Annotated in this window: 13 protein-coding genes and 1 pseudogene; 8 read left to right on the top strand and 6 right to left on the bottom strand. The window is 37.5% G+C overall.

Features of this window, described 5'->3' with window-relative positions; translation table 11 throughout:
• Positions 1–63 precede the first annotated feature (63 nt).
• Positions 64–1,728: a ribonuclease J1 gene (gene rnjA / locus LGQ02_RS13630; RefSeq protein ID WP_226514908.1), complete on the bottom strand. Its 1,665-nt coding sequence runs from the start codon at positions 1,726–1,728 to the stop codon at positions 64–66.
• A 5-nt stretch (positions 1,729–1,733) separates the two neighbouring features.
• Positions 1,734–1,943 carry a DNA-dependent RNA polymerase subunit epsilon gene (locus LGQ02_RS13625; RefSeq protein WP_226514907.1) on the bottom strand — a complete coding sequence of 70 codons (210 nt, stop codon included), beginning with the start codon at positions 1,941–1,943 and terminating at the stop codon, positions 1,734–1,736.
• A gap of 484 nt (positions 1,944–2,427) precedes the next feature.
• On the opposite strand from LGQ02_RS13625, the gene LGQ02_RS13620 reads away from it, so the two are divergent.
• Positions 2,428–2,742 (top strand): hypothetical protein, encoded by a 315-nt coding sequence (locus LGQ02_RS13620; protein ID WP_226514906.1) that lies wholly within the window; start codon positions 2,428–2,430, stop codon positions 2,740–2,742.
• 59 nt (positions 2,743–2,801) lie between these two features.
• Here LGQ02_RS13620 and def read toward each other — a convergent pair whose 3' ends face one another.
• Together def and LGQ02_RS13610 are read right to left on the bottom strand one after the other, a co-directional pair.
• On the bottom strand, positions 2,802–3,383 hold the full coding sequence (gene def, locus LGQ02_RS13615; protein WP_226514905.1) for a peptide deformylase: 582 nt from the start codon (positions 3,381–3,383) through the stop codon (positions 2,802–2,804).
• Positions 3,384–3,561: 178 nt separating this feature from the next.
• A pseudogene (locus LGQ02_RS13610) lies at positions 3,562–3,633 on the bottom strand (YjcZ family sporulation protein); the annotation flags it as partial.
• A 505-nt stretch (positions 3,634–4,138) separates the two neighbouring features.
• Between LGQ02_RS13610 and LGQ02_RS13605 the strand changes: the two are divergent.
• The 5 genes from LGQ02_RS13605 (at position 4,139) to lpdA (ending at position 10,217) form a co-directional block, all read left to right on the top strand.
• Complete coding sequence (locus tag LGQ02_RS13605; protein ID WP_226514904.1) at positions 4,139–4,789, top strand: YkyA family protein; 651 nt, start codon at positions 4,139–4,141, stop codon at positions 4,787–4,789.
• 492 nt (positions 4,790–5,281) lie between these two features.
• Entirely contained in the window at positions 5,282–6,370 is a 1,089-nt protein-coding gene (gene pdhA, locus LGQ02_RS13600; protein ID WP_404802359.1) for a pyruvate dehydrogenase (acetyl-transferring) E1 component subunit alpha, read from the top strand.
• Positions 6,371–6,373: 3 nt separating this feature from the next.
• Positions 6,374–7,351 carry an alpha-ketoacid dehydrogenase subunit beta gene (locus LGQ02_RS13595; protein ID WP_226514903.1) on the top strand — a complete coding sequence of 326 codons (978 nt, stop codon included), beginning with the start codon at positions 6,374–6,376 and terminating at the stop codon, positions 7,349–7,351.
• 156 nt (positions 7,352–7,507) lie between these two features.
• On the top strand, positions 7,508–8,803 hold the full coding sequence (locus tag LGQ02_RS13590) for a dihydrolipoamide acetyltransferase family protein (RefSeq protein WP_226514902.1): 1,296 nt from the start codon (positions 7,508–7,510) through the stop codon (positions 8,801–8,803).
• 4 nt (positions 8,804–8,807) lie between these two features.
• Positions 8,808–10,217 carry a dihydrolipoyl dehydrogenase gene (gene lpdA, locus LGQ02_RS13585; RefSeq protein WP_226514901.1) on the top strand — a complete coding sequence of 470 codons (1,410 nt, stop codon included), beginning with the start codon at positions 8,808–8,810 and terminating at the stop codon, positions 10,215–10,217.
• A 67-nt stretch (positions 10,218–10,284) separates the two neighbouring features.
• Here the strand turns inward: lpdA and LGQ02_RS13580 are convergent, their stop codons facing one another.
• Together LGQ02_RS13580 and LGQ02_RS13575 are read right to left on the bottom strand one after the other, a co-directional pair.
• Positions 10,285–10,674: a hypothetical protein gene (locus LGQ02_RS13580; protein WP_226514900.1), complete on the bottom strand. Its 390-nt coding sequence runs from the start codon at positions 10,672–10,674 to the stop codon at positions 10,285–10,287.
• Positions 10,675–11,279: 605 nt separating this feature from the next.
• The gene (locus LGQ02_RS13575) at positions 11,280–12,797 is read right to left on the bottom strand and encodes a glycine betaine uptake BCCT transporter (protein ID WP_226514899.1); all 1,518 of its coding nucleotides are present in this window, start codon (positions 12,795–12,797) and stop codon (positions 11,280–11,282) included.
• Positions 12,798–13,097: 300 nt separating this feature from the next.
• Between LGQ02_RS13575 and LGQ02_RS13570 the strand changes: the two genes are divergently transcribed.
• Entirely contained in the window at positions 13,098–13,961 is an 864-nt protein-coding gene (locus LGQ02_RS13570; protein WP_226518316.1) for a polysaccharide deacetylase family protein, read from the top strand.
• A gap of 30 nt (positions 13,962–13,991) precedes the next feature.
• On the top strand, positions 13,992–15,128 hold the full coding sequence (locus LGQ02_RS13565; protein WP_226514898.1) for a M23 family metallopeptidase: 1,137 nt from the start codon (positions 13,992–13,994) through the stop codon (positions 15,126–15,128).
• The last annotated feature ends 99 nt before the right edge of the window (positions 15,129–15,227 follow it).

The raw sequence follows: 15,227 nt of genomic DNA, 5'->3' as shown, positions 1-15,227 counted from the left end.
GTTCATGTTGAAAAACACAAAACAAAAAGACTGCCACCCAAGAAAGGGCGCCAGTCTTATTCGTTACACTTCCATAATGATAGGAAGGATCATTGGCTTACGTTTTGTCTTTTCATATAAGAATGGACCTAATGTATCTGTGATCTCATTTTTAATTTCGGACCATTGGGAAGTTCTCTTTTCCATCAGTTCGTGTAAGTGAGCAGTAAGCTTCACTTGAGCTTCGTTAATTAAATCTCCAGATTCTCTCATATATACGAAACCACGAGAAATGATGTCAGGTCCAGATGCAACCTTAAACTCTTTCATATTTAGGCTGACAACAACAACTACTAAACCTTCTTCTGAAAGGATTCTACGGTCACGTAAAACGATGTTTCCGATATCACCGATACCATTACCGTCAACATATACAGACCCAGATGGGACTTTACCAGCGAGTCTTCCTTCGTTTTTATCAAGAGCTAACACATCACCATTATCCATTAAGAAGCAATTTTCCTCTGGTACACCACAATCTTGAGCGAGTTTTGCGTGCATCTTTAACATGCGGAACTCACCGTGAATAGGCATAAAATACTTAGGTTTCATGAGGCGAATCATTAACTTTTGCTCTTCTTGTCCACCGTGGCCTGACGTGTGAATGTCATTGAGTGAACCGTGAATAACATCTGCACCCGCTCGGTACAACTGGTTAATCGTTTTGCTTACACTTAACGTATTACCAGGGATTGGTGAAGATGAAAAGACAACGGTATCTCCAGGGATGATTTGAATTTGTCGATGAGTACCAAAAGCAATTCTTGATAATGCTGCCATAGGCTCACCTTGACTGCCTGTACATAGGATGGCAACTTGATCATTTGGTATTTTATTTAATTGTGAAGGATCGATAAACGTATTTTTCGGTGCTTTAATATAGCCAAGTTCTAAGCCAATATTAATAGCTGATTCCATACTTCTTCCGAATACTACAATTTTACGGCGATATTTTACTGCCGCTTCTACTGCTTGCTGTAATCGGTAAATATTCGAAGCAAACGTTGCAAAAATAATACGTCCTTCTACACTGCGGAAGATTTGATCAATGCTTTCTCCAACTTTACTTTCTGACATTGTAAAACCAGGGATCTCACTATTGGTACTATCAGAAAGCAGACAAAGCACACCTTCTTCGCCGATTCTTGCCATCTTTGTTAAATTGGCAGGATCTCCGACTGGAGTGAAATCAAATTTGAAGTCACCCGTGTGTACGACGTTTCCGGAAGGTGTTTTAACGACAATCCCATATGAGTCAGGAATGCTGTGAGTCGTACGATAGAACGATACAGAAGTTTTTTGAAACTTAACAATTTGGTCTTCGTGAATTTCTCTTAACTGAGCTTTTCGAAGGAGACCGTGTTCTTCTAGTTTATTTCGGAGAAGTCCTAAAGCTAATTTTCCACCATAAATAGGTACATTGATTTCACGAAGTAAATATGGGACGCCGCCGATGTGATCTTCGTGTCCGTGAGTGATAAAAAGCCCTTTAATTTTATCTTGGTTATTTACTAAATACGTATAGTCAGGAATGACGTAATCAATCCCTAATAGTTCATCTTCAGGAAATTTAATTCCAGCATCAATTAAAATGATTTCATCCTGAAATTGAACTGCATAAGTGTTCTTACCGATTTCGCCTAGTCCCCCGAGGGCAAAAACAGCAGCTTGATGATTCTTTGCTTTCATGAGTATTACACCGTCTCTACATGAAAGTCTTCATGCTGTCTTTCGTATTCTAAGTAGTCGCCAGTAACGGGGGTAATAAATTCAATGTTGTATTCGCGATCGGCTAATTTTTTACGCGTTTCTTCGACAGATTCCGCTTCAATGTACATTGAGTTCGTTGCTTCACGAACAGGAACCTCGTTAATTGTTTTTTGATAATACACTTTAAAAATCAAGTATATCCTCTCCTTCATTATATAATTTGTTAGTAAGTAAATAAGGGCTGTTATATCTTCTGTTTCTTCGTGATTTCTAAAAAATATATTTAACCATCCTATGTATGTTATCCCCGTTAATTAAAACAAAAAACCAATGTCATTATTAATGATTCTCTATGATAAAGGATAATCCTTCTTTCCCCTTATGAGAAAGAAGGATTGAGACGATTAAGCATATAGTTGTTTCGGGAGCAGATCCCGACATCGTTTCAATATTCGTTCTCTCCACCTTTTCAACATTTTAAACCCTCCTTAAAGGATATTCAAGAGTCACGCTTGTTTTTTATTTTTAGTATTTGAAAAATGTCACTAAATTTGTAAGGGAATCGTTGGGAATAAAGGTGTAATTCGTAATCAATAAAATTGTAAGTGCTTTGGCGTTTAAGGTTACAAACAGAAAAAGGAGGGTATAAAAATTGAAACAATCAATGAAGGGGGAAGAATGTTGGACAAACAAACGTATTATGTAACATTACATGCAGGTGGAAAAATTGAAGTCATGCCTGTCAAAGTTAATGGGAGAGCCATTCAATATGAAGTACGTGCTGAAGACCATGAGTATGAAAGGCTGCAAACGTTGATTAAAAAGATCAATCAGAAAGATATTATGGTAGAGCATATTTTTAAGCGACCATTCAGTGAATATAGAGCTGCAGCAGATAAGGAGGATTTAGAAGCTGAATATGATGAATTAATGCAATACATTTATGAATTAGGAACTTCACAAACGAAGGATGAAATGAGTAAAAAAGAGTAGGTATAACAAGGAAACTAGTCACATTATCGTGTGACTAGTTTCTAAAAAAACGATGAAAATTATGAAATGGGATTATCAAACTCATTACGTTTAATGACTTCATGAGGAGGGAGTGGCTTTTTATATGGGTCTGACTCCTCGATACGGTCGTAAAACATAATTCCGTTTAGATGATCAATTTCATGTTGGAAAACAATAGCTGGTAACCCTTTTAAACGAAGTGAAACTTTTTCACCTTCTAAATTCGTCCCTTCGACTTTAATCCTTGCGTATCGTGGAACGATACCTGGGACAGAACGATCGACAGATAGACAGCCTTCTCCATTTTCTAGAAATGTCGTCTCGGCAGAATGGCTAACAATTTTTGGGTTAAATAAACCCACTTCAATAAGATCGTCATTATGATCTGTGACATTAACGGCGATCATACGTTTGCTTACGTTAATTTGTGGAGCAGCTAAACCAACTCCTGGTCGTAAGTTATATTTTTCTGCTAATTCTGGGTCTTGGCTATGTACGAGAAAATCCAACATTTTTTTTAATGTTTCTTTATCTTCTTGTGGGGCTGGTAATGGTACATTTGTAGCAACTTTACGTAATGTTGGATGGCCTTCTCGGATAATATCATCCATTGTTAACAAAGCAATCTCTCCTTTCATATCAACTTTTAGAAAACACTTTTTCATTTCGTTGTATAATAATGTTTAGCTAAAAGTAAACTTCTTGTCCTAATATTTAAATCGTAACATATATTATATTATAACGAACTAAATGAAAAGAAACGAGAGCTTTTTAGCCCTCGTTTCTAAGAAAGGTAAATTAAGCTCCGTACCATGAAGCTCCTACAATGATTAGTAAGATGAAGAGGACTACAATTAAAGGAAAACCTCTTCCTGCAGTTGGGTATCCATAAGTTGGAGCAACTTGTGCACCATATCCATATCCACAAGGATCAAAGCAGCATCCACCGTATCCGTGCATGGCAATTCCTCCTTTTTAATAATCAATCGCCTTATTAGCGATGTAATACTACTCTATGCAGTGGGTACGAGATGGAGTGGATGAATACCCAATTTTATGGGATAAATATTGGGTAAGCGTAAATAAATACAAGCATAATTGACATAAAAACCTTGTCAATTAGCAGAAATTAAGATAGTTTGTAAAGGGATTCTTTTTTGGGCGAATGGAAAAGTATCAACAGTAGACATTATTTTGGAGCCAAAAATTTAGTGGGATGATGAGGCTGGAAAAGCTAATGAGGAAACAGTGAGAATGCAAACGAAGGGGTACATGTTCGAGTGACACGAACTATTACCTAAGAGGTGCAATGGTTCTCCTTAAGTAATAGCGCCTTAAAAAAAGAAGAAGATATATTTTTCAAGGGGGAAGACAGTTGAGAAGAAAATATATACTATTTGTAATAATGTTGTTTACAGTCATATTATCTGCATGCGAAGAAGAAAATACGGCAGAACTAATGTATGACCATTTAGAAGAAGCAGTTCAAATTGAACAAGATGTATCAGACAAGCAAGGTCCTTTGACAGAAGCAGAACAGAACGAACACCAATGGTATGAAGAAATGTTAGCTTTATCTGATGAAGAGGAAATTCAAGAACTGTCCGAACAAGCAATACAATCAGCAAAAGAACGTCGTGAATTAATGAATGAAGAGAAGGAAATTATTGATAACGCTTATGAAGAATTTCAACTTTCAAGCGAATATGTAGAACAGCTAGACGAAGAATTAATGCCACTGGCAGAAGAAATGATTGAGACAATGGAAGCTCGTTACTCAATTTATCAAGATCTTTATAATGAGTATATTGAAACGATTGAATTAGATATTGAATTGTATGAATTGATTGCTCAAGAAGAGCTAACAGTTGAAGAGTTACATGAACAACATGACTTAGTAAATGAAGCATATGAAGAAATTAATACGCTGAACGAACAGTTTAATGAAAAAACAGTGCAATATAATGATGAAAAACGTGCTTTTTATGAAGCTGCAGATTTAAATGTAGTATTTGAAGATATGTAATAAAAAAACGTCACAAATTGTGACGTTTTTTTAGTTTCATTGACTTTACAGAAGTATTCGTTCAATTTGCTAAATAAATCCTGCAAAGCATGCATAGAAAAAAACGAGTAGTATAACAGTTGTTATTTAAGTTGTATAACAGGTCGCGGAATAGTTTTTGTATCGTTTAGAATATGGTGACGGTAAAAAACGATAAAATCAAGTGTAAAATGATTGACGGATGATTATTCCATCGTGTAAACTAAGTTACGAATGAAAGGTTGTACTAGTCAGATGAGAATGAAAGTAAGACAGTATCAACTGAAAAACATTAGTAAATGATTATGGATGAAAGCGATTGGGTATACAAGTTTTAAAATGTGTATGAAGGGCTTTTGACAAAATCACATGGTTTTGTTTCAGATGGGTATCCTATTTATGGCTGAGAAATTTGGTAACAAAACATATTCTAAATATCCAATGGCAAGTAGAAAGGAAGAGGTGAAAGGATTCATGGAAAAAACAAAGACTTTGCAAGACATCGAAAGTCAATTTGAAACTTTCCAAATTCTTAATGAAGAAGGGGAAGTCGTTAACGAAGATGCAATGCCTGACCTCTCAGATGAGGACTTAAAAGAGTTAATGACTCGTATGGTGTATACAAGAATTTGGGACCAACGTGCAATTGCTTTAAACAGACAAGGACGTTTAGGGTTCTACGCACCAGTAGCAGGGCAAGAGGCATCTATGCTTGGATCACAATATGCTTTAGAGAAACAAGACTGGATTTTACCAGGATATCGTGACATTCCACAAATTGTTTATCACGGAATTCCACTAGACCAAGCGTTTTTATGGTCAAGAGGTCACTTCCAAGGTGGACAAATGCCTGAAGGCGTAAATGTAATGATGCCGCAAATTATTATCGGTGCACAAATTACACAAACAGCTGGTGTAGCAATGGGCCTTAAACGTAAAAATAAAGATTCTGTTGCTATCACATACACTGGTGACGGCGGTGCTTCACAAGGTGATTTCTACGAAGGAATTAACTTTGCAGGTGCGTACAATGCCCCTGGAATCTTTGTTGTGCAAAACAACCGTTTCGCAATTTCAGTACCAGTAGAGAAGCAATCAGCAGCGAAAACAATCGCACAAAAAGCTGTCGCAGCTGGTATTCACGGTGTACAAGTTGATGGTATGGACATTTTAGCTGTTTATGCAGTGACAAAAGAAGCTCGTGAACGTGGTCTTGAAGGAAATGGTCCAACATTAATTGAGACGCTAACGTATCGTTACGGTCCACATACGATGGCAGGTGACGATCCAACTCGCTACCGTACATCGGATCTTGACGATGAGTGGGAAAAGAAAGATCCACTTGTTCGCTTCCGTAAGTTCTTAGAAGGTAAAAACCTATGGACAGAAGAGGAAGAAAACAAGATCGTTGAACAAGCGAAAGAAGATATTAAAGCAGCAATTAAACAAGCAGACAATGCTCCTAAGCAAAAAGTTACTGATCTCATCGGATTTATGGGCGAAGAGCTTCCTTCAAACTTAAAGGAGCAAATGGAAGAATATAAAGAAAAGGAGTCGAAGTAAGCTATGGCGCAAATGACAATGATCCAAGCAATCACGGATGCCATGCGTAACGAATTAAAGAACAATGAAGATGTTCTTGTGTTCGGTGAAGACGTTGGGCAAAATGGCGGTGTATTCCGTGCTACAGAAGGATTACAAAAAGAATTCGGCGAAGACCGTGTATTTGATACACCTCTTGCAGAGTCAGGAATTGGTGGTCTGGCAACAGGTCTAGGTGTAACTGGATTCCGTCCTGTTATGGAGATTCAGTTCTTTGGATTTGTATTCGAAACATTTGATGCAATTGCAGCACAAATGGCTCGTATGCGCTATCGTTCAGGAGGCGTTTATTCTTCTCCGGTAACGATTCGTTCTCCTTTCGGTGGTGGAGTTAAGACACCTGAATTGCATGCAGACAGCTTAGAAGGGTTAATGGCACAAACACCTGGAGTGAAAGTTGTTATTCCTTCTACACCTTATGATGCAAAAGGGCTACTAATTTCTGCTATTCGCGATAATGACCCAGTTGTATATTTAGAGCACATGAAACTATATCGCTCATTCCGTGAAGAAGTACCTGAAGAAGAATATACGCTTCCTTTAGATAAAGCAGATGTTAAACGTGAAGGTAAAGACGTAACGATTGTCACTTATGGTGCAATGGTCCATTCTTCATTAAAAGCAGCAGAAGAGCTAGCAAAAGACGGTATCGAAGCTGAAGTTATCGACTTACGTGTAATCAGCCCATTAGATATCGACACAATCATTTCCTCTGTTGAGAAGACGAATCGTGCGATTGTTGTTCAAGAAGCTCAAAAACAAGCAGGAATTGCTGCCAATGTTGTGGCAGAGATTAATGACCGTGCTATTTTAAGCCTAGAAGCTCCTGTCCTTCGTGTAACAGCTCCTGACACTGTATATCCGTTTGCAGCAGCAGAAGATAGCTGGTTGCCAAGCTATAAGGATGTTATCGAGAAAGTACAACAAGTAATCAACTTCTAATACATCTCAACATATTGACTGAAAAGGTTCCCTTTTCAGTCCTCCTTGCTTTTTAAAGCAGGTTTGTTCGACTCGTTTTGTGTAAAATTTCCAAAGAAAGCGAACAATAAAAAAAGCCCTATTGAAAGAAGAACAATTGAAACGGAGGCGTTAATCGTGGCATACGAATTTAAAATGCCGGATATCGGTGAAGGTATTCACGAAGGTGAAATTGTAAAGTGGGAAGTTAAAGAGGGGGACGAAGTAAAAGAAGACGACGTCCTATGTGAAGTACAAAATGATAAAGCAGTTGTAGAAATCCCTTCTCCTGTTGATGGAACGATTGAAAAGATTCATGTAGAAGAAGGTGTTGTAACAACTGTTGGATCGGTTATTGTGTCATTTGATACTGATGCAGAGCAACCACCTGAAGCTCATGGTCATGGGGAAGAAGAAGCTCCAGCACAAGAAGAGCCTAAGGCAGAGGAAAAATCAGAAGAACCAGCAGCTGAAGCTACACAATCTGAAGAGGTTGATGAAAGCCGTCGCATTATCGCAATGCCTTCAGTACGTAAATATGCACGAGAAAAAGGTGCAGATATTCGTAAAGTAAGTGGTTCAGGGAAAAACGGTCGTGTATTAAAAGAAGATATTGATAAATTCCTTTCTGGTAATCAAGCCGTTTCTGAAGAAGCACAAACTACTGAAACGAAAACAGAAGAAAAAGCAGCAGAAAAACAACCTGTTAAAGCTTATACACCAGCTCAAGGTGAAGCAGAAACTCGTGAGAAAATGTCTGGTATCCGTAAGGCGATTTCAAAAGCGATGGTTAATTCCAAGCATACTGCACCACACGTAACGTTAATGGATGAAATCGATGTAACTGATTTAGTTGCACACCGTAAGAAATTTAAAGCAGTAGGACAAGAGAAGGGTATTAAGTTAACTTACCTTCCGTATGTTGTTAAAGCTTTAACTTCTGCATTACGTGAGTATCCAATGTTAAACACATCTTTAGATGATGCAACGGATGAGATTGTTCATAAGCATTACTACAATATCGGTATTGCTGCAGATACAGAAAAAGGTTTACTAGTTCCAGTCGTAAAAGATGCTGACCGTAAGTCAATCTTTGCTATTTCTGATGAAATTAATCAGCTAGCATCGAAAGCACGTGAAGGAACGCTTGCTTCTGATGAAATGAAGGGCGCATCTTGTACTATTACGAACATCGGTTCTGCAGGCGGACAATGGTTTACACCAGTAATTAACCACCCAGAAGTAGCAATCCTAGGAATAGGCAGAATTGAAGAGAAGGCAGTAGTTAGAGATGGAGAAATCGTTGTTGCTCCAGTTCTTGCCTTGTCATTAAGCTTCGATCATCGTATTATTGATGGAGTAACAGCACAGCAAGCGCTTAACCATGTTAAACGTTTGTTGAATGATCCACAATTAATTGTAATGGAGGGCTAAACAGATGGTAGTAGGAGATTTTCCGGTAGAGGTTGACACACTCGTCATAGGTTCAGGTCCAGGAGGATATGTTGCAGCTATTCGTGCAGCACAGCTAGGACAAAAAGTAACAGTTGTAGAGAAAGGAAACCTTGGAGGAGTATGTTTAAATGTTGGTTGTATTCCTTCAAAAGCCTTAATTGAAGCGGGTCACCGTTTTCATAACGCAGGTAATTCAGAAGATATGGGGATTTCTGTAGAAAAAGTAAATTTAGATTTTTCAAAAGTACAGGAGTGGAAGCAGTCAGTTGTAAATAAACTTACTGGTGGAGTAGAAGGTCTTCTTAAAGGCAACAATGTTGACATCGTCAAAGGTGAAGCATACTTCGTTGATGATTCTACTGTACGTATTATGGATGAAAAGTCTTCACAAACATATAAGTTCAACAACTGTATTGTTGCAACAGGTTCTCACCCAATTGAGCTACCAGCATTTAAATGGAGTGACCGTGTTGTTTCTTCAACCGGTGCTTTAGCACTAGAAGATGTACCAAAGAAACTGATCGTTATCGGTGGTGGATACATTGGTACTGAACTAGGTTCAGCTTACGCTGACTTAGGTTCTGAAGTTACGATCTTAGAAGGTTCTAAATCTATCCTTCCAGGGTTTGAGAAGCAAATGAGTCAATTAGTTGCAAAACGCCTGAAGAAAAATGGTGTAACGATTAAAACAGAAGCGTTTGCTCAAAGCATGGAAGAAACGGATAGCGGTGTGAAGATTAAAGCGGAAGTGAAAGGCAAAGAAGAGGAATTTGAAGGAGATATTCTTCTTGTTACTGTTGGACGTAAGCCAAATACAGAAGAACTCGGACTAGAACAAGCTGGTGTTGAGTTAGATGATAAAGGCTTAATTAAAATTGATAAGCAGTGCCGTACAGCGTCTAAAAACATTTTTGCAATCGGTGATATCGTTGACGGTCCACAGCTTGCACATAAAGCTTCTTATGAAGCTAAAGTAGCAGCTGAAGCAATCGCTGGAGAGCCAGCAGAAATTGATTACACAGCAATCCCGGCTGTTGTATTCGCTGCACCAGAGCTTGCAACTGTAGGCTTAAATGAACAAGAGGCAAAAGATGAAGGTTATGAAATTGAAGTAGCCAAATTCCCATTTGCAGCTAATGGACGAGCATTGTCATTAAATGAAACGGATGGTTTCGTGAAAATGGTTACTCGTAAAGAAGATGGACTAGTATTAGGTGTTCAAATTGCGGGGGCAAACGCTTCTGATATGATCTCTGAAGCATGTGTTGCGATTGAAGCAGGTATGACTGCTGAAGATTTAGCATTAACAATTCATGCTCACCCATCATTAGGGGAAATTACGATGGAGACAGCAGAAGTAGCATTAGGAATGCCAATCCATATTGTAAAATAATGAAAAAAAGGACAGTCATTTTGGCTGTCCTTTTTTACGTCTTAAAACATTATCGGAGTTTAGGGATCTAAAAAGATTCTTCTGTTGATACTTGTAAGCTTGCTTCTATATAATCGAAAATTTCATACGTTTCTTTTACTCCTTCAATTCTTAATAATACATTAGAATCATCTATGAGTAACAGGGTTGGAAATGTATGTACGTCAAAATGGTTGATTAATGCATCGTCTTCTGTCGTTACAACGTTAATAGATGCTAATTGATCAGGGTGTATTCGCTTAAAGTCTAATAGAGCTTCGTAATAACTATTTTCTTTTTCAATCTCAAGGTCATTAGAAAACAATATTGTAACGGGTGATTGTTTTAGAAAAGGGTAGTTTGTCTGAAGATCTTCCGACTGGCAGCCAGGTATTATGCATAATGACAAAATGAATAGTATTATTGTAAATCCTTTCATTTTAAGTCATCCCTTCAAAAGTAATGATGTATAGCAAAAAACATGCTAAAAAAATCTTCTCTTTATATTAACATGTGATTGTAAATAAAAAAGGCTCGTAATATAACTGTTACATAAATGAAAGCTATTGATAATGTAAATCAGCCAGTTTCTCGAGTAACAATGTGTGAAGCTAAATGATCATCTGCCACTAACTGATCGGTAGAAACCATCTCAAGTACAACTTGTTTTTCTTTTATTGGACGTAACATCTCGTCACCTCAGATAGAAAAAATTTTAAGCAAACTTCTCTATTTACTAACAATCGAAGAAGCGAAAAACGGCGATTCCAGCGGGAGAAGCAACAAGTTTTACTTGCGATAAGTAACCGCAGGAGCAGCTGAAGCCCCCACAAGGCGTTTTTCCCGAGGAGACTGAAGCGTTGCCCGCGGAAAGCGTCCGTCCATAGTGAAAGCAGATTGTACTCGTTTTATATCTGCTCGAAGAGCGATCTTTATTACACTATAACTATCTGAATAATCAGACTAATAAATATAAAAAACAGGCTGTTGAGTGACTTTCTCAACAGCCTGAAAGTCCACTGCTAGTGCAGTGGACTTTTGTCTTTATTCATCATACTTTTTTGGTTTTCTTGGAGGAATTTTTTCAGCGCGCAATGCCCTTAATAAACTGATGATCATAAAAATCATTATAATTGCAAATGGAAATGCTGCAATTATCGAAGCAGTTTGTAGAGCGTCTAGTCCGCCAGATAAGAGTAAAACAGCTGCAGTAGCAGATTGAATAATCCCCCATACAAATTTAACGTTATTCGGTGGATTTAAGCTTCCATTTGTCGTTTGCATTCCTAATACGAATGTTGCAGAGTCTGCAGACGTAATAAAGAAGGAAGCAATTAACAAGATCGCAATAATAGACATAATTGTTCCGAATTGGAACTGTTGTAATACAACGAAGAGTGCTGTTTCCATTCCTGCGCTTTCAATGACACCCATAATATCTACGCCTTGATAAAAGTCTAAATTAATCGCCGTAGCACCAAAGACTGAAAACCATAAGGCTCCGAAAATTGTAGGAACAGCAATGACCCCTAGAACGAATTCCCGGATCGTTCGCCCTCTTGATACACGGGCGATAAAGGTACCTACGAAAGGTGCCCATGCAATCCACCAAGCCCAATAGAATATTGTCCAATCCTCAACCCAAGTTTGCTCAACATTAAACGTATCTAATCTAAAGCTCATGCCGATTAAGTTTTGGATGTAACTACCTAAAGTCTGTGTAAAGGAATTCATGATGAAATTTGTTGGACCGGAAAATAGCAAGAATAACATTAAAAAACCAGCTAAATAAATGTTTGTCTTACTTAAAATACGGATTCCTACATTCAATCCTGTTTGAGAGGACGTCATATACAGAATCGTAATGACCAAAATAATGATCATTTGTAGAAGGATACTATTATCGACACCAGTTAAGTTAGAAATACCACCACCAATTTGTGCGGTACCGAAACCTAATGATGTAGCAACACCGAAAATCGTCGCAAAAACAACAATTACATTAATCGTTGTTCCAATCCCCCCATTAACTCTGTCACCTAACAAGGGTTCAAATGCAGCACTTAGGACCCCTGGAGAGCCTTTACGGAATTTAAAATAGGCAAGAGCTAATGCAACAACTGAATAAATTGCCCAAGGGTGTAACCCCCAGTGGAAGAATGAATAACGCAAAGCTACCCCTGCAGCAGAATATTCATCTAGGTTACCTTCTGCAGGAGGTGGAGTGTAAAAATGGTACATCGGTTCAGAAACACCCCAGAACACTAAGCCAATTCCCATTCCGGCAGTAAATAAAAATGAAAACCAAGTTAAATAGTTATACTCTGGTTCTTCATTCTCTTTTCCTAATTTAATGCGTCCAATCGGACTTACAATTAAGAAAATAGCAAAGGTTAGAAACCCTGTAGCAGCGAGTAAGTAGAACCATCCAAACTGATTTGTAATAAATCCTTGAATATTTGATGTTACATACTCCATATTACTAGGGGCAATAACCCCCCAAAGTATAAATGCAGCTGCTATAATAACTGAAATCATAAATACAGGTGTTAGTTTTTTCACAAATGTAACTCCTTTCATAATTAACAACAAAATAAGCTTATGTTTAAAAGCGACAGTATGTATTATCTTAGATATGTCGACAAATTTCAAGGGAAATGGGATTCTTCACCTTTTTTACCATACCCAAGTTATAAAATAATGAAACGGTTAGTAGTAATAACTAACCTTCATTATGCGTATTGAAGCCGTTTCTATACTCTTCATGAATAAATAGAAAGAATCATTTTATGGCATGGGGTAATATGATAAAATTCAATAGTAACGATATACATAAGAGAGGAACTGATACGATTGAGACGAATGTTTATATACGGGTTAGTCATAACTTCATTAATAATGTCAGCATGTAACGATAATGAATTACAAAATAATGAAATTGAGGAAAATAAAGAAGTAGAAGATACAGAAGATATGGTCGACGAAGCGAAGGAAGATGATTTTGCAGAAGAAGAAAGTGAAGCAAAAGAAGGAAATGAAGAAAATAACGAAAATAACAAAGTCAATGAAGAACACAATGAAAAAGAGGTTGTAGAAAACATTGAGCCGGAGTATGAACTTACAAGCGACCATCGAGTTGTACCTGTAGATGATGCAAATGAACGAGTCGTTTTACTAACAATTGATGATGCTCCTGAAAATTACGGTGCAGAAATGGCTAGAATCTTGCACGAATTAGATGCTGGTGCGATCTTTTTTGTAAATGGGCATTTCCTTAAATCAGAAGAGGGGAAGGAACAATTAAAGGAAATACATGAATTAGGTTTTGAAATTGGAAACCATACGATGACTCATGCGAATTTATCGCACATAACTGAAGAAGAACAAATCAATGAAATTGTTGAATTAAATGATTTAGTTGAAGAGATTGTTGGAGAGCGTCCTCGCTTTTTTAGAGCACCATTTGGGGTGAATACAGATACATCAAAACGTGTCGTTGAAGACGAAGAGATGCAATGGATGAATTGGACTTATGGATATGACTATTTCGAAGAGTATATGGAAGCAGATGCTTTAGCAGAAATAATGGTCGAGACAGAATTACTTCTTAATGGCGCAAACCTTTTAATGCATGATCGTGAATTTACAAAAGATGCCCTTGAAGAAATCGTAGAAGGTTTACGAAATAAAGAATATGAAATCGTTGACCCAGCACTTATTAAATAACATCACAACTTAGAAGAAGGATGAGATGAATTGAAGAAATATATATTTTCGTTGTTTACAGTGTTTTTATTAACAGCATGTCAAGAACAACCCCCTGAAGATGGTGAAGAGGATAATAACCTTGAAGAAGAACAAGCTACAGAAGATGTTGAGACAGATAATGACATATTGGATGAAGAAGATAAAGAAGAAATTGTACAGATGAAAGAATTAAACGTATATGAAATGAATGATAAAAATGTCATTAAAGTAGAAGAGCTTGCGAATAAATTAAATGGTGAATTTACGTTCGATGAGATGGATCGAACATTGAAGATGACAATTTCTGATCGTGAATTTTATCTTGTATATGAAATCCCTGTATTAGAGGTTGATGGAGAGTATCTTGCGACTGATGAGGTGTTGTTAGTCATTGACGATGATTCTATTCCATATGTAACGAAAGAATTCATTAACCATGGTTTAGAAACAGAGTATGAATCGGTTGAAGGAAATGAACTAGCATTTGTTTGGGAAGATAAAGTTGTCCAAGCTTGGGCTCCTCCTGCTCAAGACGAATTTGATCTACATTCTTTAACTGTTGAAGAGATGATTGATTATTTATCCTTTTTAAACAAACCTATTGAGGGTGCACAAGTAAGTACAGTTGAAAGCCATTTGCCAGGAGCTCCGAGAAACTATCGACATGGAACTCATGAAGGGATCGATTGGTATGCTTGGGGATCTGGTATAGAAATTACAACAGATACCCCTATTCTCGCGATGGCAGAAGGGAAAGTTGTACGAGTTGATCATGGTTTTGAAGAGTACCCTTCACCAGAAGTTCGTAACGAAGATTTAGACCTTGCTGCAGAAATTGGTTTAACGCCAGAATATATTTTAGATAGACTCCGCGGCAAACAAGTTTGGGTACAATATGAAAATGGTGTGATGAATCGTTTTGCTCACTTAGACCGAATTCCAGATGAATTAGAGCTTGGTCAAATTGTTAATGAAAACACGGTCATCGGTTATGTAGGTAACACAGGCACTAGTCATGCTTTCACAGGAGAAAATGGAGGGTTACATTTACATCAAGATCTGTTGATTTATGGAGAATTATTTTGGGAGCCATATGAACCCCAAGAAGTTACGCAAATCTTAAAAGGAATATGGGGAAATCAATAAATTCAATGTACTACTTCTTCTTTTTATAAAAGAAAAGCAAAAAGTTAAGGAACAACCCCTTAAATAATTGAAAATTTTGTTTTACCCACAGGTGACAAA

It is taken from the genome of Bacillus shivajii, assembly GCF_020519665.1.
Classification (GTDB): domain Bacteria; phylum Bacillota; class Bacilli; order Bacillales; family Salisediminibacteriaceae; genus Bacillus_CA; species Bacillus_CA shivajii.
Note: the sequence above shows the minus strand (reverse complement) of the source record. Positions and strands in the feature narration are given on the sequence as shown.